General features: G+C 68.8%; 22 protein-coding genes and 1 tRNA gene. 16 read left to right on the forward strand and 7 right to left on the reverse strand.

Features of this window, described 5'->3' with window-relative positions; all coding sequences use genetic code 11:
- The coding region (locus Ari01nite_RS28655; protein WP_203785314.1) for a hypothetical protein at nucleotides 1-586 on the reverse strand (586 nt) is incomplete at its 3' end.
- A gap of 159 nt (nucleotides 587-745) precedes the next feature.
- On the opposite strand from Ari01nite_RS28655, the gene Ari01nite_RS28660 reads away from it, so the two are divergent.
- Nucleotides 746-1,585: a PSP1 domain-containing protein gene (locus Ari01nite_RS28660; protein WP_203785315.1), complete on the forward strand. Its 840-nt coding sequence runs from the start codon at nucleotides 746-748 to the stop codon at nucleotides 1,583-1,585.
- Between the two features lie 18 nt (nucleotides 1,586-1,603).
- Here Ari01nite_RS28660 and Ari01nite_RS28665 read toward each other — a convergent pair whose 3' ends face one another.
- Nucleotides 1,604-3,265 carry a metallophosphoesterase gene (locus tag Ari01nite_RS28665; protein WP_239163123.1) on the reverse strand — a complete coding sequence of 554 codons (1,662 nt, stop codon included), beginning with the start codon at nucleotides 3,263-3,265 and terminating at the stop codon, nucleotides 1,604-1,606.
- A 160-nt stretch (nucleotides 3,266-3,425) separates the two neighbouring features.
- Between Ari01nite_RS28665 and Ari01nite_RS28670 the strand changes: the two genes are divergently transcribed.
- Nucleotides 3,426-3,499 (forward strand) — tRNA-Thr (locus Ari01nite_RS28670).
- A 196-nt stretch (nucleotides 3,500-3,695) separates the two neighbouring features.
- Here the strand turns inward: Ari01nite_RS28670 and Ari01nite_RS28675 are convergent.
- On the reverse strand, nucleotides 3,696-4,154 hold the full coding sequence (locus tag Ari01nite_RS28675) for a DUF2231 domain-containing protein (RefSeq protein ID WP_203785317.1): 459 nt from the start codon (nucleotides 4,152-4,154) through the stop codon (nucleotides 3,696-3,698).
- Between the two features lie 376 nt (nucleotides 4,155-4,530).
- Here Ari01nite_RS28675 and Ari01nite_RS28680 point away from each other — a divergent pair, with 376 nt between their 5' ends.
- The 6 genes from Ari01nite_RS28680 to Ari01nite_RS28705 all read left to right on the forward strand — a co-directional run bounded on the left by Ari01nite_RS28680 (nucleotide 4,531) and on the right by Ari01nite_RS28705 (nucleotide 8,480).
- Nucleotides 4,531-4,959 (forward strand): DUF6232 family protein, encoded by a 429-nt coding sequence (locus tag Ari01nite_RS28680; RefSeq protein WP_203785318.1) that lies wholly within the window; start codon nucleotides 4,531-4,533, stop codon nucleotides 4,957-4,959.
- A gap of 433 nt (nucleotides 4,960-5,392) precedes the next feature.
- A complete protein-coding gene (locus tag Ari01nite_RS28685) occupies nucleotides 5,393-5,818 on the forward strand; it encodes a DUF6232 family protein (RefSeq protein ID WP_203785319.1) in 426 nt (141 codons plus the stop codon).
- 208 nt (nucleotides 5,819-6,026) lie between these two features.
- Nucleotides 6,027-6,950 (forward strand): Scr1 family TA system antitoxin-like transcriptional regulator, encoded by a 924-nt coding sequence (locus tag Ari01nite_RS28690; RefSeq protein WP_203785320.1) that lies wholly within the window; start codon nucleotides 6,027-6,029, stop codon nucleotides 6,948-6,950.
- A gap of 84 nt (nucleotides 6,951-7,034) precedes the next feature.
- Entirely contained in the window at nucleotides 7,035-7,232 is a 198-nt protein-coding gene (locus Ari01nite_RS28695; RefSeq protein ID WP_239163106.1) for a DUF397 domain-containing protein, read from the forward strand.
- A gap of 452 nt (nucleotides 7,233-7,684) precedes the next feature.
- Entirely contained in the window at nucleotides 7,685-7,879 is a 195-nt protein-coding gene (locus Ari01nite_RS28700) for a DUF397 domain-containing protein (RefSeq protein ID WP_203785321.1), read from the forward strand.
- A 70-nt stretch (nucleotides 7,880-7,949) separates the two neighbouring features.
- Nucleotides 7,950-8,480, forward strand: a complete 531-nt coding sequence (locus tag Ari01nite_RS28705; RefSeq protein WP_203785322.1) for a DUF6226 family protein — start codon at nucleotides 7,950-7,952, stop codon at nucleotides 8,478-8,480.
- Here Ari01nite_RS28705 and Ari01nite_RS28710 read toward each other — a convergent pair.
- The gene (locus Ari01nite_RS28710; RefSeq protein WP_239163107.1) at nucleotides 8,389-9,588 is read right to left on the reverse strand and encodes a geranylgeranyl reductase family protein; all 1,200 of its coding nucleotides are present in this window, start codon (nucleotides 9,586-9,588) and stop codon (nucleotides 8,389-8,391) included. The genes Ari01nite_RS28705 and Ari01nite_RS28710 overlap by 92 nt on opposite strands.
- A 56-nt stretch (nucleotides 9,589-9,644) precedes the next feature.
- Here Ari01nite_RS28710 and Ari01nite_RS28715 point away from each other — a divergent pair, with 56 nt between their 5' ends.
- The 3 genes from Ari01nite_RS28715 to Ari01nite_RS28725 are packed head-to-tail and all read left to right on the forward strand — an operon-like array spanning nucleotide 9,645 to nucleotide 11,982.
- A complete protein-coding gene (locus Ari01nite_RS28715; protein ID WP_239163108.1) occupies nucleotides 9,645-10,196 on the forward strand; it encodes a sugar O-acetyltransferase in 552 nt (183 codons plus the stop codon).
- Nucleotides 10,193-10,762 (forward strand): TetR/AcrR family transcriptional regulator, encoded by a 570-nt coding sequence (locus Ari01nite_RS28720; RefSeq protein ID WP_203785324.1) that lies wholly within the window; start codon nucleotides 10,193-10,195, stop codon nucleotides 10,760-10,762. The genes Ari01nite_RS28715 and Ari01nite_RS28720 overlap by 4 nt, the downstream gene beginning before the upstream one ends.
- A complete protein-coding gene (locus Ari01nite_RS28725) occupies nucleotides 10,759-11,982 on the forward strand; it encodes an MFS transporter (protein ID WP_239163109.1) in 1,224 nt (407 codons plus the stop codon). Before Ari01nite_RS28720 ends, Ari01nite_RS28725 begins: the two co-directional genes overlap by 4 nt.
- 636 nt (nucleotides 11,983-12,618) lie before the next feature.
- Here Ari01nite_RS28725 and Ari01nite_RS28730 read toward each other — a convergent pair.
- Genes Ari01nite_RS28730 through ku form a run of 3 tightly spaced genes read right to left on the reverse strand, consistent with a single transcriptional unit; the run spans nucleotide 12,619 to nucleotide 15,364 of the window.
- On the reverse strand, nucleotides 12,619-13,926 hold the full coding sequence (locus Ari01nite_RS28730; protein ID WP_307837791.1) for an MFS transporter: 1,308 nt from the start codon (nucleotides 13,924-13,926) through the stop codon (nucleotides 12,619-12,621).
- Nucleotides 13,927-13,965: 39 nt separating this feature from the next.
- Entirely contained in the window at nucleotides 13,966-14,454 is a 489-nt protein-coding gene (locus tag Ari01nite_RS28735) for an NUDIX domain-containing protein (protein WP_203785325.1), read from the reverse strand.
- Nucleotides 14,455-14,467: 13 nt separating this feature from the next.
- Complete coding sequence (gene ku, locus Ari01nite_RS28740; RefSeq protein ID WP_203785326.1) at nucleotides 14,468-15,364, reverse strand: non-homologous end joining protein Ku; 897 nt, start codon at nucleotides 15,362-15,364, stop codon at nucleotides 14,468-14,470.
- 85 nt (nucleotides 15,365-15,449) lie between these two features.
- Here ku and ligD (Ari01nite_RS28745) point away from each other — a divergent pair, with 85 nt between their 5' ends.
- Genes ligD (Ari01nite_RS28745) through Ari01nite_RS28765 form a run of 5 tightly spaced genes read left to right on the forward strand, consistent with a single transcriptional unit; the run spans nucleotide 15,450 to nucleotide 18,619 of the window.
- On the forward strand, nucleotides 15,450-16,400 hold the full coding sequence (gene ligD, locus Ari01nite_RS28745) for a non-homologous end-joining DNA ligase (RefSeq protein WP_203785327.1): 951 nt from the start codon (nucleotides 15,450-15,452) through the stop codon (nucleotides 16,398-16,400).
- The gene (ligD, locus tag Ari01nite_RS28750; protein WP_203785328.1) at nucleotides 16,390-17,301 is read left to right on the forward strand and encodes a non-homologous end-joining DNA ligase; all 912 of its coding nucleotides are present in this window, start codon (nucleotides 16,390-16,392) and stop codon (nucleotides 17,299-17,301) included. Before ligD (Ari01nite_RS28745) ends, ligD (Ari01nite_RS28750) begins: the two co-directional genes overlap by 11 nt.
- A 32-nt stretch (nucleotides 17,302-17,333) precedes the next feature.
- Nucleotides 17,334-17,831, forward strand: coding sequence for a VanZ family protein (locus tag Ari01nite_RS28755; RefSeq protein WP_203785329.1), 498 nt, complete (start codon nucleotides 17,334-17,336; stop codon nucleotides 17,829-17,831).
- Nucleotides 17,832-17,834: 3 nt separating this feature from the next.
- A complete protein-coding gene (locus Ari01nite_RS28760) occupies nucleotides 17,835-18,179 on the forward strand; it encodes a PadR family transcriptional regulator (RefSeq protein ID WP_203785330.1) in 345 nt (114 codons plus the stop codon).
- Nucleotides 18,176-18,619 carry an HAAS signaling domain-containing protein gene (locus Ari01nite_RS28765; protein WP_203785331.1) on the forward strand — a complete coding sequence of 148 codons (444 nt, stop codon included), beginning with the start codon at nucleotides 18,176-18,178 and terminating at the stop codon, nucleotides 18,617-18,619. Before Ari01nite_RS28760 ends, Ari01nite_RS28765 begins: the two co-directional genes overlap by 4 nt.
- Nucleotides 18,620-18,621 lie beyond the last annotated feature (2 nt).

The following is an 18,621-nucleotide window of genomic DNA, read 5'->3' on the forward strand; positions in this document are numbered from 1 at the left end:
CGGCACCCGCTCCGGCACCCGCTCCGGCACCCGCTCCGGCACCCGCTCCGGCACCCGCTCCGGCACCCGCTCCGGCACCCGCTCCGGCACCCGCTGTCCGGTTCGTGCTCAGCGCCGACGCCGCTCCCTCGATGATCTCGGCGGGCCGGGCGTTGCGAACCGACGGCGGCACCTCCGACAGCAACCCCGCATCCGGGTCGGTGAGCGCGGCCGTCCCACCCGGCACCACCGAGTCGAGCACCGCCTCGCCGAGCATGCCGATGCCCTCGCTGATGGTGTCGCTGTCCTCACCCGTGGTGTCCGTCGGGTCGAGCGGCGACGCCTGCTGCCCGAGGATGCGGTCGGTGGCGTCCACCGCCCCGCTCTCCTCGATCTTCCCCTCGGGCACCTCCGGCCGTTCGGTGGCCGTGCCGGCCGTGCGGACCTCGAGCCGTTCGATCCGGAGCAGTTCGGCGCCCGACTGGGCCGCGTAGTTCTCGGCCCGCTCGCATGGTGCGGGCGCGGCGGAAGCGGGCAGCGGCGCGGTGAGCGAGCTCGCGAATCCGAGCGCGACGACACTGGCGGCGACAGACCTGGCGGGCGTCAAGGCGGTTCCCTCCCGAAGTGTTCCGCGATGTAGCGGCGTCTACGGGTCTGCCCAACGAAGGTCGATCTGCCCGGTTGCGCAACGTCGATGCGACAACCCCGGCGGGTAGTTCAAAACCGGCATTTGGTGCGGCGTGCCGGGCGTCGTAGGGTTGTCGCCATGGGCATGCTGTGCGCGGTCAGCTTCAACCGGTACGGCCGCCTCTACTACCTCGATCCGGGCGACTTTTCGCCGCAGGTCGGCGACCGCGTGCTCGTCCCCACGGACGACGGCCCCGAGGTGGCGGAGTGCGTCTGGGCGGCGCAGTGGGTGGACGAGGACACGACGGGCTTCCCCAAGGTCGCCGGCCTCGCAACCGACGATGACCTGCGGCGTGACGAGCTGCTCCGAAAGCGCAAGGCCGAGGCCAAGGTCGCCGCCAAGAAGCTGATCAAAGCCCACGACCTCCCCATGAAGGTGGTAGCCGTCGACCACGTCCTCGAGCAGCCAGGCACCGGCGGCCCGCGCACCACGATCTACTTCACCGCCCCGCACCGAGTGGATTTTCGTTCCCTGGTACGCGACCTCGGCGCCACCCTGCACTGCCGGGTCGAACTCCGCCAGCTCTCGGCCCGCGACTCCGCCCGGGTCCAGGGCGGCATCGGATCCTGTGGCCGCGACCTGTGCTGCGCCACGTTCCTGACCGACTTCGAGCCGGTGACCATCAGGATGGCGAAGGACCAGGACCTGCCCCTCAACCCGCTCCGCATCTCCGGAGCCTGCGGCCGCCTGATGTGCTGCCTGAAGTACGAACACCCGCTCTACCAGAAATTCCAGGCCGAGGCCCCCGCCGTCGGCACCCGCGTGACGACTCCCTCCGGCGACGGCCGCGTAGTAGCGCACAGCGTCCCCCGAGATGAGGTAGTCGTCCGCCTGGACACCGACGGCTCCCGATGCTCCTGCAGCCGAGCCTCGGTCTGCGGCCCCCGCCAAAGCCACGAAGAGCGCTACGCCACCTGACTGGCGCACCCACGAGCGTCAGCGGACCACGATGGGTGGCTCGATCGGGTGGGCGACCGGCTCCTGCCCCTCGGGGCGCAGCCACGGCGCGTCCGGGGCGGCGCCGGGATCCGCGGTCCACTTGCGGCAGATCTTGTCCACACCGATGGGATGGATGGTCAGGGTGCCGTCCCGGGAGATGTGCAGGCGCAGGAAACTTTTCGCGTCCTCGATGCCCTGCCCCGCGAACAACTCGTTGACATTCACGCCGAACCAGCTCGCCACCAGCAGATACAGCGCGCACACCTGAGTCGACACAAACCCGATGACCGGTACGCCGAGGACCGCGGCCACGACCAGCGGCCCCGGCCACGACCAGTCCTTGAACGGCAACAACTGCCACACCCAGGTGCCGGCGACGGCCACGCCGATCTGGGCGACGCCGTGAATCAGGCCGAGAATCCAATGCCGCGCGTGTTTGTTTTTGGTAGCACGTGGCGGGCGGGCGAACAGGACCGTGCCGCCCACGATGATCACGAGCATCAGGCTCAGCGGGATCGTGAACAGGCGCTGGATGTTGCCGCCCTGGCTGACCGCACCCGCCATGGCCAGCACCGTCAGCGTCTGGATCAGGCCCAGCATGGTCACGAAGCCGGGGTTGCGGGTGGGCACCCGGCCGAACACGCCCCAGCTCATCCGTCGCGACTTCGCCGGGTCGGGGTAGCGGCCGCCCAGGTCGTACCGGCGGCTGCGGCTCTTGTTGCGGGTCAGCGTGGCTTCCGGCGGCACGACGATCTGCTCGGGCAGGTGGTGGGTGGCCAGCAGGTAGGCGCCGCCGCCGCCGCACGTGATCAGCTCCCGGTCGGCGCCGGTGTAGCGCGCGTAATGGTGCAGGTCGCCGGAGACCAGCACCCGCACCCGAGCCCCGGTGGGCGCCAGGATGGTGCGGATGAAGTAGTCGATGGCGTCGTACGTCTCCGGGTCGTCTTTGGCCTTTACCCACTTCGGCGACGGGGTCATCATGATGATCCGGTCGGACGGCCGGACGTGCTGTGCCGCCTTTTCGAAGTAGAGCAGTTGCGGATCGTCGATGTAGGCGCCGGACTGCTCGTCCATCGCGAACAGCCACCAGTCGCCGGGCAGCTTGACCGCGAAGTAGGACCGGCGCTGCTGGGTGCGCCAGCCGCCGATGTGGCCGTCCTTACGCCGGGCGAACAGACGCAGGAACGCGGTGAGCCCGTCATACCAGTCGTGGTTGCCGGGCAGCACGAACAGCGTCGGCTGCGGCTCGCCGGCCGGCGGCTCGGGCAGGGCCGCGCGGTAGGGCCCCTTCATCCGGCTCTCGTACCCGTCTCCGCTGGCCAGCGGATAGACCTGGTCACCGCCCATCAGCAGCAGCCGGCCCCGGGGCAGCGTGGCACCGCCGACCTCGAGGCGCCGCTGGGCCAGCAGCCAGGCCACCGTGTAGGTCGCGTGGAACCCGTCGCCCAGGTCGGCCACGTAGTCCAGCCAGATCTCACCGTCCTCGGTGACCGAATGATCGAACCAGGCCCCGTCCAGCGCGTTCTGCAACTCGCGTTTGTCCAGATACGCGCCGAACAGCACCGCCAGCAGCGCTCGCAAACCGGTGCTGAGCAGCAATAACGGCGCCAGCCAGCCGACTGGGCGCTGAGGCGTGAAGCCGAGTTCCTGGGGGTCCATGCGGCGCGGCCGGGGCGGGACGACGCGCTCCGCCTCGGCGTTCGGGGGGTGATCGTCGGTCACGCCAGGCACACTAGTCGGGGGCTGCGACACAAACCCCGGCCGCCCGGGGAACCCGCTCGGGACCCGGCGACCCGATACCGTACACTTATCCATCGTTGCCGCCTTAGCTCAGTCGGTCAGAGCGACGCACTCGTAATGCGTAGGTCGACGGTTCGATTCCGTCAGGCGGCTCAGAGAGAAGCCCAGGTCATCGGCCTGGGCTTCGTCTATTTTCAAGGTCGACTACGGGGCCGGGAGCGCCCACAGTCCGCATAGTCCTTATGGCGTGGCGCGGGGCTGCGGGTCGCGAGATTCTGGACGACCTCGACGCGTGATCTCGCACGCAGAGGCCCGTCCATCCAAGGACGGGCCTCTTGCAGCTTCCGGGTCAGTAGCCGCGGTTGGAGGCTGCGGCCTTGGCGAAGGCGGGCGTGCGGCCGTTGGCGAGTTCGCCGCTGAACCAGAGGCCGAAGCCGGAGACGCCGACGGCGACCACTTCGAGCAGGAACAGTCCGACGCCCACGCCGCGGGCCGGGTCGCCTACGCGCACCATGAGGATCACGGCGAAGAGGACCAGGACGCCCATGTTGAGCAGGATGCGCAGCACGCCGATCCGTCGCGCCGTGGGGCGGCGGACGAAGGCCAGGTCGATCGCGCCGGCCAGCAGGGCCAGAGTGCCGCCGACCAGGCCGGCCACCACGTTCCAGTAGCCGAGTGTGCCGAGCAGGCTGAAGCCGCCTAGCAGGTCCGCCACGTCGAAGATCACTGCCATGGCGAACAGGCCCAGGGGAAACATCACCAATATGGGTTGCACCGCTTGACCCGCGATGCTCAGGCGGCTCTCCATGCGGTATCGCCCTCCTACCTGCGTAAATCGTAGGTTGTTGGTGGCATGGCGTGGTTGGCTACCCGGTCGGTACATCAATGAAACGCCACAAGACGGTCGGAGTGACGCGCCAAACACTGCTACTCAGCTTGTACGCAATCTGCAACATGGCAGATTGATGTGTAGCGAACTGCCTTGTGGCGTGCTCTACTACCAGTAGAGCAAGAAAGGGCGGAGTTGGAGGGGGAGACACCGCAACGGCACCCGGCGGCAACCGGGTGCCGTTGTCACCTCTGAGCTCCGTCGCAGCCGACACGAGCGAGGCGGGGAATTCTCTCTGCGCCAATGGTGGCTCGCACATCCCGGTCTCGCAAGGAGTTCGGGGAGGGAGTTCGCCATGCGCATCTATTACCGTGGACCCGACGCCATCGTGACCAGCGAACTCTTCATCCGGTGCGGCTCACCGCCAGGCCGGTTCGCGATCGGTGACCTGCGCCAGGTCGGCATAGCTCCCGGTGCGGAAGAGGTCGCCAGACCCGCAGTCATCGTCTCTGCCGCCGCGGCCGCCTTGGTCGCGGCGGCTGCTGTCTCGGCCGCCGGCGGGGTGCTGGTGGCGCTCACCATCCTGGTCGTGGCCTCGGTGGCGGGCGGGGTTACGGGACTGATCCGGTGCCGTAAGCCGCGCCGTTTGGAGTTGCGCGCGACCTATCGCGGGCGCGAGACGACCCTGTATTCGTCGACCGACGAGCGGGTCTTCAATCAGGTGAGCCGAGCGCTGCGCCGGGCGCTCGAGGATCACCGCTGGGAGCGCCCAGCGGCGGCCTGAGCACTGACCGACGTCAATGCGCGGTCTAGGGCATAAGGCGAGCTGAAGCCGGGTCGCCGCCGCTTTTGATCATGATTTCGGGCTGAACGTGCGGGGGAGTGTGCCAGCCTCGGCGTTGCACTATCGGCCTGACCTGGGCACATGTAGATCGACGGAGATCTGCGTATGCGCAATCTGCTAGATGGCAGGTTGAACGGTAGCGGCCAGACTGCTGGCTGTGCTTCACTGATTGCACGACAGTCAAAGAAGGGCGGAGTCTTCGAGGGGGGAGTTCACCGATCGGCACCTGGCGGCAACCAGGTGCCATCTCCTTCTCTGGACCCACCCCATTTCAGCGAGGTGGGAATTCTCTCGGAGCCGCGACCCTGTGCGCCTCTTCCTGGCCTCGCCTAAAGCACCGCAGCGTGCCGAAATTTGCGAGGGGGAAGACGAAATGCGTACCTATTATCGTGGGCCCGACGCCATCATCACCGACACCCACTTCGTCTGGCAGACCCCGACCGTGCGGATCTTCGCGATCGCCGACCTCGCCGACGTCCGTCTGGTTCGTTCCGTGGCCGGTGGACCGTCCGGTGTGACCGTCGCCCTGGGATTCGGAGTGTTCGGCGTCGCCGTGCTGGCCGGCCTCAAGTTCGGCGTCCTCGCCGCCCTGCCCCTGCTCGCCGCAGCCCTCATGCTCGCCGTGCTGAGCCTGCGCCGGCGGGGTGCGCACGGCTGGGAGATCCGAGCCCGCTACCGCTCTCAGGAGGTGACGATCTATACGTCCACAGACCCACGAATTTTCAACCAGGTGACCCGAGCCTTGCGTCGCACGATCGAGCGACGCCCCCGCCAGGCATACGGGCTGGTCGCCAGCTGAGGCGGGGGGCCGTTCAGCAGGCGCTACAGCGTGGTGTCAAGACAGTGTCACTCAAGGTCAGTACCAAATTTCTTGATCACCTGTATGCCGATTTCCTTTCTGGTACGACGGTAAGTAAGCTTGCGCGCGACCTCGCTGGCTGCCTGCTGGCAGCCAGCGATGTTGCAGGTTACGTGCCGTCTCCGACATCTCGACGTTGAAGGACCTCATGGCCGAGGGTGAGTCGCCCACTGTTGCGCGACGTCGCGTGCGCCTGGCGCTGCGCGAGGCGCGTGAGGCGATGGGCTACACCCAGGCCGAGGTCGCCGAAGAGATGGAGTGGAGTCTCAGCAAGGTCATCAGAATCGAGAACGGCGACGTCAGCATCGCGCCGAACGATCTGCGACCCCTGCTGGCCTATCTCGAGGTGCGGGACCGGGCGGTCATCACCGATCTGATCGAGGCCGCCAAAGTGGCCCGTTCCCGGCCGAGCAAGCAGCATGCGTGGTATCAGGCTGCGGAGTTCCGGGAGCACCTGACCGACGCGATGCGTAAGCAGATCGAGTACGAGGCCGAGGCCAAGTGGATTCACAGCTATTCGGTCTTCTATCTGCCGGGCCCACTCCAGGTGCCCGAGTATTCCAGCGTGCTGACTGAGCTGTGGAGCCACGAGCTCACTCCTGAGCAGATCACCTACCGGCTCGAAGCCCGGCGCCGGCGGCGCGAGAGAGTGCTCGAGCGCGTCGGCGACCTGCACGTCACGACCCTCCTCGATGAGTCGGTCTTCCGTCGCACCATGGGTTCCCCGGAGATGCTGGCGGCCGCGCTCCGTGAGGTGGTCCGCCTTTATGAGATCGGCCTGCTGTCGGTTCGCATGATTAGGTTCAATGCGGAAGTGGCCGTCTCGTACAACGCCTACTTCGAACTCCTCTTCCTCGGTGATAACGGCGATCTGTCGCGCGCGGTGATGTATCGCGAAAGCGCTCTTAGCGACGAAATAATCGAGGACCCGATCAGGGCAAGCTCTCTGACTTCTTCTTCCTCCGGAGTCGTTGCGCGCCACTATGATCGTTATCAGAAGCTCTGGAACGCGGCCGACAGTGAAGCTGACACGATCGACTTTATTCGGAGGCGGATCAGCGAGTTGGGGTGACCGGAACGCTCTCCCGTAACTCTTCCAGACGGGGAAAGTTTTCCCCATGACATAGCAAACGACTCGGAAGGTCAAGGCCGTCAAGTGAACATCAATCAGATGCCGGAGTGGCAGAAGAGCAGCTACTGCGGTAGCAGCGCCTGCGTCGAGGTCGCGCTGACCCCGCAGGCTGTATTCGTCCGGGACTCGAAGAACCCGCAGGTGGAACCGCTGTCTTTCACAATGGACGAATGGTCCGCTTTTGTGCAGGGCGTGCGAGCGGGCGAATTCAACCAAAAGTGACTTACCGGCCTGTATGGGGGTCGGTTCTCGCCAACCGGTCAGCATGCAGGCCGTCTATAGATCTTCCGAGCGCGTGCCCGCTCGGCGCGTGTGCTGAATATTGACGACGGACATTTCGTCGCAAGGCGACCCATAGGCCGCCATTTCACTATGCCAAACTCTCGTTCATTCACGTTGTCATCCGGTCCCCCGCGCGCCAATCGCCTACCGTGGAGGCTATTGGGCCTAACGGGAGAGGCACGCGATGACCGGGCGAGAGGTGTTGCATCTGCCGCTTCCTGTGCGTGCCGTGATCTTTTCCAGGCATTTCCCTGACGCCCTGAGGCCACGGGCCGGCGCGACGGACGGCTACCTTTCCGCGGCAGAACTCGACTGGTGATCATCCCAGTCGATCGGCGGTGCCGCTCCCCGCGAACGTGGCAGTTAACGCGGAACGGGATCGGAGGCAGGAGATGAAGAAGGTCAACTCGCCACATTGGCGCAAGAGCTCACGCTGTGGCACCGGAGCCTGCGTGGAAGTGGCAAAGGTCGACGAGGAATACCTGATTCGGGATTCGAAGGACCCTGGGGGGACGGTGTTGTCCTTCACCGCGCAGGAGTGGAAGGCCTTCGTTGAGGGCGTCGCGGCCGGCGACTTCCGGTTCTGACGCGTGCACCATCCGCCAACCTCAGCGGTTGATGGAGTCGCCCCGTCCCGATCGGGGCATACTGACGCAGGTGAGGGCCGACAGGCACGCCACTGACACCGCTCGCTTCGCGATGTTGCACGACGCGGCTGACACCCTGCTCGATGAGCTTGCCGAGCGTTACATGGTGGATCGCCGCGAGACCAAGGAACTGCTCGGGCCCGACGAAGCGCTCGTGCGGATGGTGCGGCTCATGCCGCGCACGCCGGCGGCGGGGCCACTCGCCATCGCCTTCACCGACTTTCCGGGGCTTGCTGTGCGGCTCGGGCGTTGGTGGGCCGAGGCGCTGCCCGCCTGCGGGTGTGACGACTGTGCTGAGGACCCGGCCGAACTCGTCGAGACGTTACGCGTACAAACCTCGGCTTTGATCGAGGGTGGGCTGTGGGAACGCGTCCGGCGCGGGGTCGGCGGTTCCTGGTTCGAGACCCGGCTGATCGGCGTTGGCCTCCGGGCCCGGCGCGAGGGTCCGCTCACTCCGCGGGACGCGAGGGAGGCGCGGCGGAGCGGGTTCGCGGCTGCCGTGCAGTGGGCACCCTGGCCGCGGAGCCGCCCAGCAGGGTGACCGCGTGACGGATGCCGGGCCGCCCGACGGCCCGGGCGATCGAGAGTTCGCCCCGGCAGAACGAGGCGAACGCACGCCAGCCTGGAGGCGTGGCCACGGCGGTCTGTATCAGGCCGGGCCGCCGCAGGTAGATGTTCAGCAGCCGGCGACCCGCCGCCATCTCGGCACCCAGTTCGGCTTCCACCCGGCGCTCATAGCCGGCCAGGTCGCCGGTGGCCGCGGCCTCGCCGGCCCAGGCGCCGGAGCGCAGCGCGAAGCTGATCCCCTCGCGGGTCAGCGGTTCGAGCAGGCCGGCCGCGTCCCCGGTCACGAGCACCCGGCCCCGGCGCAACGGCGCGCCGGGTTCGCGGCACCGGGTGAGATGGCCCGAGTCGCGGACCACCTTGCGGTCGGTGAGGCCCAGGTCGTCGAGGAAGTCCTGGAGATACTGCTTGGTGGCGGCGCCGTGGCCCTTCGACATGATCACGCCGACCGTGAGCTCGTCGTCCTTGGGGAAGACCCAGCCGTAGGAACCGGGGAACTGGCCCCAGTCGAGCTGGATGCGGCCGCGCCAGAGTTGCCGATCGTGGGCGGTGGCGGCCAGTTCCACCTCGAGCCCGAGATCCTGCTGGGCGAAGGTGACCCCGGCGTACCGGGAACTGACGCCGGCCGAACCGTCGGCGCCGATCACCGTGCCCGCGACGATCTGGGTGCCGTCGGCCAGGGTGACGGTCGCCGCGCGGTCGTCCTGCGCGATCGCGCGTACCTGCGAATTTTGCCGGACCTTTGCACCTGCCCGGACCACCGCGTCGAACCAGGCGCGGTCGAAGTCATCCCGGCGGACCATGGTGAGGAGGGGCTGCCGGTGGCTGCGGCGGGTGAACGGGCGACGGCCGTTGCGGGTGAAGGTGACAGCGTGGATCGTGTCCCGTCCCGGGACCGTGAGGTGCGGCGATGCCATCCCGAGGGACGTGCCGATCAGCCCGCCGCCGCAGGTTTTGTAACGCGGATGCTCGGCGCGCTCCAGCACGATCGTGCGGGCACCGGCCCGGGCCGCGGCGTGCGCCGCCGCGAGACCCGCGGGCCCGCCACCGACTACGGCGACGTCCCAGGGTGGCTCTGCGATCACGATCGGGAGTCTAGTCCGGCCAGTTATGTACGATCGTACATATGGATACCCGGACCATGCGCGATCGAATGCTCGCCGGCGAGCTCTACATCGCCGACGACCCCGACCTGGCCCGCGAGATGAAGCGCGCCGCCACGCTCACGCACCGCCTCAACACCGCCGACCCGCTGCACTCCGACCTGCGCAGGGAGGTGCTCGCCGAGCTGCTCGGCGCCTTCGGCGAGGACAGCCACATCCGGCCGCCGTTCCACTGCGACTACGGCCGGCACACGTTCATCGGTGCCCGCACGTTCGCCAACTTCGGGCTGATCAGCCTGGACGTGGCCGAGGTGCGGATCGGCGACGACGTGCAGATCGGGCCGAACGTGCAGCTGTTGACGGCGCTGCACCCGATCGAGCCGGGGCCGCGCCGGGACAAATGGGAGGCCGCTCGCCCGATCACGGTCGGTGACAACGTATGGCTCGGTGGCGGCGTGATCGTGCTGCCCGGCGTGACGATCGGTGACAACACGATCGTGGGTGCCGGTGCCGTGGTCACCCGCGACCTGCCACCGAACGTGGTGGCCGTCGGCAACCCGGCCCGGGTGATCCGGACGATCGAGCCGTGACCACCGTCCCGGTCACCCGCTCGCCCCGCCGGCACGACCCCGAGCGCAAGAGCCGGATCGTCGACGCGACCATCGAGGTGGTCGCCGACCACGGGGTCGCGGGAGCCACCAGCCGCCGTATCGCGGCCGCCGCGGACGTGCCGCTGGGCTCGCTCACCTACCACTTCGCCGGCCTCGACGACCTGCTCGGGCAGGCGTTCCAGCGGCATGCCGAGCGGATGTCGCCGGCCTACGAGGCGCAGTTCGCCGGCGTACACGACCGGGCGAGCTTCATCGACGCGGTCACCGGCCTGATCCACAACGACGCCGGCTCGGGCGCCCGGGACTGGGCCGTGGCGTACGAGCTCTATCTCGCCGCCCTGCGCAACCCCGCGCTACGCACCGTGACCGAAGCGTGGATGCGCCGATCACGCGGTGTGCTGGAGCGTTTCGTCGATCCGGTGACCGCCCGCGGTGTCGACGCACTCATCGAAGGGATGGTCATGCACCTCACGCTGTCCACCGCGACGTTCGACCCGGCCGACACCCGCGCGATCGTGACCCGCCTGCTCGAGGCCGCGTCGTGACCGCTGTCGTCACCGCGCCGCCGCAGGTTCGCGCCGCCACCCGCGCCGTCTACCTCGCGTTCATCCTGATGGGTTTCGCCGGCGCCAGCTGGGCCGCCCGCATCCCGCAGGTGCGCGACCAGCTCGGACTCACCCCGTCCCGGCTCGGCCTGGTGCTGCTGGCGATCGCGGCCGGTTCGATCGTCTCGCTGGTGCTGGCCGGCCAGATCGTGGCGCACTTCGGCTCCCGGCGCACGGTCACCGCGATGGCCGCGCTGCTCGGTGTGTCGCTGAGCGCCACCGCGGTCGGCTACCAGTTCGGCGTGCTGCCCGTGGTGATCGGCCTGTTCTTCTACGGCTTCGCGAACGGCGCCTGGGACGTGGCGATGAACGTCCAGGGCGCCATCGTCGAACGCCGCCTCGGCAAGGCGATCATGCCCCGCTTCCACGCCGGCTACAGCGTCGGCACGGTCGCCGGTGCCCTGGTCGGCGCCGCCGTGGTCGCCCTGGACCTGTCGGTGACCGTGCACCTGCTGGTGGCGGCCATCCTGGTGGCGCTGGTCGTGATGTTCGCGGTCCGCACCTTCGTCCCGGACGACGCGACCGATCCGAAGGAAAACCAGCCGGTCCCGATTGACCCGGCGCACGCCGCCCCGCCCGCCAGCCGGCTGGGCCGGACCCTGGCAACCTGGCGCGAACCTCGTACCATCCTGATCGGTTTTTTCGTTCTTGCCTTCGCCTTCACCGAGGGTGCCGGCATCGACTGGATCAGCGTCGCCATGATCGACGGCTACGGCGTCGACGCCACCATCGGCACCCTGGCCTTCGCCGCCTTCCTGGCCGCCATGACGATCGGCCGCTGGTTCGGCCCCGGCTGGCTGGACCGCTACGGCCGGGTCCCGGTGGTCCGCGCGCTGGCCGTCGTGAGCATCCTGGGCCTGGCCCTGTTCGTCTTCGGCCCCGTGCCTGCGGTCGCCTTCCTCGGCGTGCTGCTCTGGGGCCTCGGCGCCTCCCTGGGCTTCCCGGTCGGCATGAGCGCCGCCGCCGACGACCCGGCCCACGCGGCGCCGCGGGTCAGCGTCGTAGCCACGATCGGCTATTGCGCCTTCCTGGGCGGCCCGCCCCTGGTGGGCTTCCTGGGCGATCACGTCACGGTCCTGAAGGCCCTGCTCGCGGTGGTCGGCCTGCTGGGGATCGCGGTGGCGCTGGCGGGCTCGGTGCGTCCACTGCAAAAGCATTAGGGGGTACGGGCGACCGCCGGTCCCGTGGCGCACGGCACGCTAGCTGCAACACCGGCTCCGCGCCCAGCTTCCGGGCTGTCCCGGCCCCACCGCAGCCCGGATCTTGGTCGCTTGGCTACCCTCCCTACTTTCGCCATTGTCCGCTTGCGTGGGTTATGCGTGGTGAACGCTGCGGCCCGCGCTCCACGACCGTCGCGCCTTTTCTCCTGCCGCCGGGCACCGCCACCGCATGCCGGGATCCGCTGGCCGCATCGGGGGCCGGTCCTGGAATGCGGGCGATCATTCCACCGGCCGGGACGCCGGCCGGAGCAAAAGCCACGTAACACCCTATAAGGCTGCGCCACCGATAGATCGTGGCGAGTTTCTGCTCGACCGGAACAGTTCGACCGGAACACCAACTCTTCAAGATCGCGACTCGGAGCCACCACCGCCCGGGCGACGGCGGTGGCCCCCGATCTACGTAGAAGTCTCTCAGGCGAACAGAAACCCTCCCGACATCCGCCGTTGGCATTTGTCCGAACGGATGGGCCGGATCTGCGGTGATCGTCCACTTGCGGGAAGTTCGGCCCCGATGCGGGATCGGGGTCCCGGCAGACGGGTGCGCACGACCTGGACGGGTGCCGGAGCCGTGGCGCGCTATCGGGAGCCGTCAAGGTCTCGAGTGTGCGCGGCTGCCTGCCATGCTTCGTCGGCTGCCTTTTTCAGGGCTATGCCGTCTTTGCCGTTGTAGTGGAAGAAGCGGGGTAGGGCTACGGCCAAGGCGGCGGTGCCGACTATGCAGAGGACGCCTCCTACCCAGATGGAGCCGGTTACGCCCAGGCGGGTTCGGGCCATGGCGCCGGATCGGAGTTGGCCCAGCAGCGGGCCGGTGGTGTAGGAGAGCATCTCGATGCCGGCCAGGCGGCCCCGTAGGTGGTCGGGGATGGTCTGGCTCCAGATGATCGAGCGGAAGATGCCGGAGATCATGTCGGCGCCGCCGGCGAAGGCCAGGCAGAGCAGGGTCAGCCACAGGGTGGTGGACAGGCCCGCGCCGACGATGCCTACGCCCCACAGGGCCGCGGCCAGCAGGACCATCAGGCCGTGGCGGTGGACGCGGCCGGTCCAGGCGGAGCCGACCGTGGCCAGCAGGGAACCTACCGCGGGGGCGGCGTAGAGCAGTCCTAAGATCTTGGGGCCGCCCAGCTGGGTGGCCAGGAACGGGTACAGGGCCTGTGGCATGCCGAAGAACATGGCGTTGATGTCGACCAGGTAGGTGCCGAGCAGCTCGGGGCGGGACTTGGCGTAGCGCAGACCGGTGACGACCGACCGGACCGAGGGGCGGTCGGCGGCGGGCGGCGGGGGCACGGCGCGGACCAGGGTCAGGCAGATCAGTGACGCGGAGAACGTGAGCAGGTCGAACGCGTACACCCACGCCAGATCCCAGACGGAGATCAGCAAACCCGCCAAAGCCGGACCACCCAGTTGGCCCATCTGCATGCCCAGGGAGCTCAGCGCCATGGTGGCCGGCAACTCCTCCGGCTTGACGAGGCGGGGGACCATCGCCTCCAGGGCCGGGCGCTGCAGGCCGTCGACGCAGGCGGTCAGCGCGGCGATCACGTACAGCAACCACAGATGGGGTTCGTCGGACAGTGCGTTGAGCAGCAGCACGCCGGTCAGGGCGGCCAGGGCCAACTCGCCGCCGCGGACCAGGAGGCGGCGGTCCAGGTAGTCGGCCAGGGCGCCGCCCACGAACGCCATCACCAGCAGCGGCACCAGCTCGCAGACGCCCAGCAGGCCGACCATCAGCGGGTCGTCGGTGATCGCGGCCACCTGGAACGGGATGGTGACGTAGGTGATGAACGAGCCGAAGCCCGAGATGGTGCCGCCGATGAAGACCAGGCGGTAGTCGCGGGAGGTACGCAGCGGGGTGAGGTCCATCCCCAGCAGGCGTTTGCGGTCGCTCACACAGCGGACTTTGCCCCTACCCGACGGCCGCGGGCCACCTCATTTCAGGACCAGGCGACCCGTGGCCTCGTACGCGGCCAGGTCTTTGAGGGTTTCGTCGATCACGAACGACTTGGGGCCGGGCAGGGCGTCCAGCGGGAAGAAGCCGGCGTCCACCGACTCCTCGGTCTGGCGCAGCAGCTCGCCCTCCCAGCGGTCGATCCGGAAGTTCATCAGGATCTGCTGGTACGTGTGCCCGTAGTCGTTGGTGTACGTGTACGCGCTGTAGAAGGCGAACGGCGTCAGCTCGGTCGCCCGCAGGCCGGTCTCCTCCCAGACCTCCCGGATCGCGCACTCCTCCATGCTCTCGCCGAGCTCCATCGCCCCGGCGGGGATCGCCCAGCGCAGGTTGTCGGACCGCTGGATCAGCAGCAGCCGGCCCTGCCCGTCGATTACCACGCCGCGGGCCCCGACGAAGAGGATGGTGTCGGTGTCGCCGATGCTGGCGCGTACCCTGCCCAGATAAGACTCAGCCCACGTCAATGCCACGGGGCAACTCTAGTCAGGCCGACTTTTTGGCCGCCTTCTTAGCGGGGGCCGCCTTCTTGGCAGGCGCTGCCTTTTTGGCCGGAGCTTTCTTGGCGGTGGCCGTCTTCTTCGCGGCCGGCTTCGCGGACTCGCCGCGTGCCTGCTTGGCCCGTTCGACCGACGCCTTGAGCGCCGCCATCAGGTCGATCGCCGCGGCCGGTGGCTCCTCGGCCTCCTCCGGCTGCACCACCTCGCGGCCCTCGACCTTGGCGTCGATTACCTCCTGGAGGGCGGCCCGGTAGTTGTCGGTGAACTCGTCCGGCTTGAAGCTCCCCGCCATCGAGTCGATCAGCGAGCTCGCCATGGCCAGCTCGGCCGGCCGGGTCTCGATGTCCTCGTCCAGGAACGCGAACTCCGGCGTGCGCACCTCGTCCGGCCACAGCATGGTGTTCAGCACCAGGACGTCGTCGTGCACCCGCAGCGTCGCCAACTGCTCGCGCTGCCGGATCGCGATCTTGACGATGGCCACCCGGTCGGCGTCCTGGAGCGCGTCGCGGAGCAGCACGTACGGCTTCGCCGCCTGACCTTCCGGCTCCAGGTAGTACGTCTTGGCGAACAGGATCGGGTCGATGTCGTCGGCCGGCACGAACTCCAGCACGTCGATCGCCCGGGACGTGGTCAGCGGCAGCTCGGCGAAGTCCTCGTCGGTCAGGATCACCATCTCGCCGCCGCCGATGTCGTACCCCTTGGCGATGTCGTCGTAGCTGACCACCTCACCGTCGATGGAGCAGGTGCGCTGGTACTTGATCCGGCCCCCGTCGGTGCGGTGCACCTGATGGAACCGGATGTCCTTCTCCTCGGTGGCGGAGTAGAGCTTCACGGCGATCGACACCAGGCCGAACGAAACCGCGCCCTTCCAGATCGCGCGCATGGTAAAAATCCCCTCGTCATCCCTGATCAGAATGGCATTACTGAGACGCCTGCGTAAGGTGTTCGGACTTGCCTATGGTGATCAGGTGCCCGGTGCGCCGCTCTCCCCGATGCTCGCGACCGCGGGCGCGCTGCCGGTCGGGCCGGACTGGAGCTACGAGTTCAAGTGGGACGGGGTACGCGTTCTCGCCCTGTTCGCCGGCGGTCCGCCCGAGCTGTTCGCGCGCTCCGGAGCGGTGGTTACTGCCGCATACCCGGAAATAGCCGACTTGCACCTGCCGGAGGGCACACTGCTGGACGGCGAGATGGTGGTGCTGGACGCGGCGGGACGGCCCTCGTTCACCGCCCTCGCCGAGCGGATGCACGTGCGCGAACGCGGCCGGGCGGCGCGACTGGCGGTGAGCCTGCCGGTCACGTACATGATCTTTGATTTGCTCTATCACGAGGGCGACGACCTGACCGGGCTGCCCTATCTGGCCCGTCGCGAGCGGCTCGAGGAACTGGGGCTGGCCGGGCCGCGCTGGATGGTGCCGCCGTCGTTCGGCGACGGGCCGGCCACCGCGGCCGCGGCCCGGGAGAACAACCTCGAGGGCCTGGTCGCCAAACGCTCCGGCTCGGTCTATCTGCCCGGCGTCCGCTCGCCGGACTGGGTCAAGGTCAAGTTCGACCGCACCGGCGACTACGTGATCGGCGGGTGGCGCTCGGGCGCGCGCAAGCTCGGCGGCCTGCTGGTCGGCGTACCGTCGCCGGACGGGCTGGTGTTCCGCGGCCGGGTGGGCGGCGGCATCGGCGCGGTGGCCGAGAAGGAACTGCTCACCCGGCTGGAGCCGCTGGCCCGGCGGGAATCTCCGTTCGCGCCCGGCGCCGTTCCGAGGGAGGATGCCAGGGGCGCCCACTGGGTGGACCCGTCGCTGGTGGTCGAGGTCAAGTACGGCAATCGCACCCCGGACGGCAGGCTGCGCTTCCCGCGGTTCCTGCGGTTGCGGGACGACAAGACGCCGCAGGAGTGCGCGGAGGAGGACGAGGATGGCTCCTGACCGCTTCGCCGTCTCGATCGACGGCCGCGACCTGGAGCTTTCCAACCTCGACAAGCTGATGTACCCGGCCGCGGGCTTCACCAAGGGCGAGGTCATCGACTACTACACCCGGATCGCGCCGGTGCTCCTGCCACACCTGGAGGGCCGGGCCGTCACCCGGATCCGCTATCCCAACGGGGTCGATGGCGCGCATTTCTTCGAAAAGAACAAACCCGGGGGTACGCCGAACTGGGTGCACCTGGAGACGCTGCCGGTGCCGGGATCCACCAAGAGCCGGGAGACCATCGACTTCGTAGTGGTGGACGACCTGCCGACGCTGGTCTGGCTCGCCAACCTGGCCGCGCTGGAACTGCACACCCCGCAGTGGCGGATCGGTGCCGACCCGGATCTGCTGGTGGTCGACCTGGATCCGGGCGCGCCGGCGGCGTTGCGGGAGTGCTGCGCGGTGGCCGTGCTGATGCGCGACCGGCTGGCCGAGGACGGCGTGGCGGCGTACCCGAAAACCTCCGGCAAGAAGGGCATGCAGCTGTGCTGCCCGATCTCCGGCACGCAGGGTGCCGAGGTGGTTTCCGGGTACGCGAAACGGGTCGCCGAGGAGTTGCAGGCCATGGTGCCCGGCTCGATCACGGCGCGGATGGCCAAGGCGGTGCGGCCCGGCAAGATCTTCATCGACTGGAGCCAGAACGCGGCGGCCAAGACCACGGTGACGCCGTACTCGCTGCGCGCGCAGGAGTTCCCGACCGTGTCCACGCCGCTGACCTGGGACGAGGTGGAGGCGGTGGCGACCGGGGCCGAGGAGCCGCGGCACTACCGGGCGGACGAGGTGCTGGCGCGGGTCGAGGAGCACGGCGACCTGCTGGCGGACCTGCTGACGCCCGGCCCGGCGGTACCCGAGTCCTGAGCGGCTGGCGCGGCTCTGCTTTCGTCGTCGGCATGGTCGACACGGTTGTCATCTGGAACGTCGTCACCGCACCGGCCACCCTGGCCGTGCTGGCGGCGACGCTTCTGCTCGCGTGGCCGCTGGGCCGGCGGCGTGGCCGCGCCGGAGTGCTCTTCGTGCTGGTGTTCGGCGGCATCCTGGCGGCCACCGCGACGACCACCCCGGCCTATCCGGCGGCCAGCGGCGTCGAACCCTACCTGGCCGGCTTCGGGAGTCCCGGCTACCTGTTCGGCGGCTTCGGCAGCAACCTCGAGCGGCTCGCGAACATCGGCCTCTATCTGCCGCTCGGGCTGATCGGCACGCTGCTGTGGGCGCGTCCGGTCACCGTGCTGGCCGGCTGCGCGGGGCTGAGCTTCCTGCTGGAGGCGTGGCAGGGTCTGATCGGCCGGAGCGGGGACGCCGTGGACGTCGTACACAACACCGTGGGCGCCCTGGTCGGGGTGCTGATCGCTCGGGGGTGGACCTACCTTGCGTCGCAAGGTACTGTGTGACGCATGGCAGACGTCGGGCAGTTGTCGACCGGCCTGCGGCGCGGGACGCTCGAGTTCTGCGTGCTGGCCATGGTGGAGCACGAGGATCGCTACGGCACCGAGATCGTCCGCCGCTTCGGCGAGGAGCCAAATCTGGCGGCCGGCGAGGGCACGATCTATCCGCTGCTGTCCCGGTTGCGCCGGGTCGGCTGGCTGGACAGCAAGTGGGCGGAGTCGCCGTCCGGGCCGCCGCGGCGCTATTACGGGCTGACCACCGCCGGCCGATCGGCACTGGAGCACTTCCGCACCGAATGGGTTTCGTTTCGACAGACCGTCGACCGTCTTGTGGGAACCGGTGAGGCCGCATGAAGACCAAGCACACCGACGTCGTCGCGGAATACCTGCACGAGGTCGACCAGCGCCTGGCCGGGTTGCCCGTGCTGCAGCGCCGCGAACTGCTCGCCGACCTGCGCGCGCACATCGAGACCGAGCGGGCCGAGCGCAACCTGCGCACCGAGGGCGAGCTGATCGAGGTGCTCGAGCGGCTGGGCAGCCCCGAGGTGGTCGCGGCCGCCGCGCACGAGGAGGCCGGCACCCGGCCGGCGCCGGTTGCTCCGCCGCAGCGGTCCTACTGGCCGTGGGTGGCGCTTGCCGGCGGCGTGCTGGTCGTGCTTTTCCTGTGTTTCGGCGCGTTCTTCATGGCCCGGGGGGCGAGCAGCGGGCCGGTGCAGGCGCCGGCCCCGGCCGTGACGGCGCCGCCCCAGCCGGAGGCGGGCGTCTCGGCACCGGTGCCGACGCCGACCGGCTAATA

Origin of the sequence: Paractinoplanes rishiriensis, from assembly GCF_016862375.1 — a bacterium.
GTDB classification, from domain to species: Bacteria; Actinomycetota; Actinomycetes; order Mycobacteriales; family Micromonosporaceae; genus Actinoplanes; species Actinoplanes rishiriensis.

Excerpts from the sequence above, each read along its gene's own strand:
- Ari01nite_RS28690 (WP_203785320.1), top strand. The coding sequence starts at position 6,027 with ATGGCCGAGGGTGAGTCGCCCACTGTTGCGCGACGTCGCGTGCGCCTG.
- ku (WP_203785326.1), bottom strand. The coding sequence starts at position 15,364 with ATGCGCGCGATCTGGAAGGGCGCGGTTTCGTTCGGCCTGGTGTCGATC.
- Ari01nite_RS28660 (WP_203785315.1), top strand. The coding sequence starts at position 746 with ATGGGCATGCTGTGCGCGGTCAGCTTCAACCGGTACGGCCGCCTCTAC.
- Ari01nite_RS28765 (WP_203785331.1), top strand. The coding sequence starts at position 18,176 with ATGAAGACCAAGCACACCGACGTCGTCGCGGAATACCTGCACGAGGTC.
- Ari01nite_RS28760 (WP_203785330.1), top strand. The coding sequence starts at position 17,835 with ATGGCAGACGTCGGGCAGTTGTCGACCGGCCTGCGGCGCGGGACGCTC.
- ligD (WP_203785328.1), top strand. The coding sequence starts at position 16,390 with ATGGCTCCTGACCGCTTCGCCGTCTCGATCGACGGCCGCGACCTGGAG.
- Ari01nite_RS28755 (WP_203785329.1), top strand. The coding sequence starts at position 17,334 with ATGGTCGACACGGTTGTCATCTGGAACGTCGTCACCGCACCGGCCACC.
- Ari01nite_RS28665 (WP_239163123.1), bottom strand. The coding sequence starts at position 3,265 with ATGGACCCCCAGGAACTCGGCTTCACGCCTCAGCGCCCAGTCGGCTGG.
- Ari01nite_RS28700 (WP_203785321.1), top strand. The coding sequence starts at position 7,685 with ATGAAGAAGGTCAACTCGCCACATTGGCGCAAGAGCTCACGCTGTGGC.
- Ari01nite_RS28680 (WP_203785318.1), top strand. The coding sequence starts at position 4,531 with ATGCGCATCTATTACCGTGGACCCGACGCCATCGTGACCAGCGAACTC.
- Ari01nite_RS28675 (WP_203785317.1), bottom strand. The coding sequence starts at position 4,154 with ATGGAGAGCCGCCTGAGCATCGCGGGTCAAGCGGTGCAACCCATATTG.
- Ari01nite_RS28715 (WP_239163108.1), top strand. The coding sequence starts at position 9,645 with ATGCGCGATCGAATGCTCGCCGGCGAGCTCTACATCGCCGACGACCCC.
- Ari01nite_RS28685 (WP_203785319.1), top strand. The coding sequence starts at position 5,393 with ATGCGTACCTATTATCGTGGGCCCGACGCCATCATCACCGACACCCAC.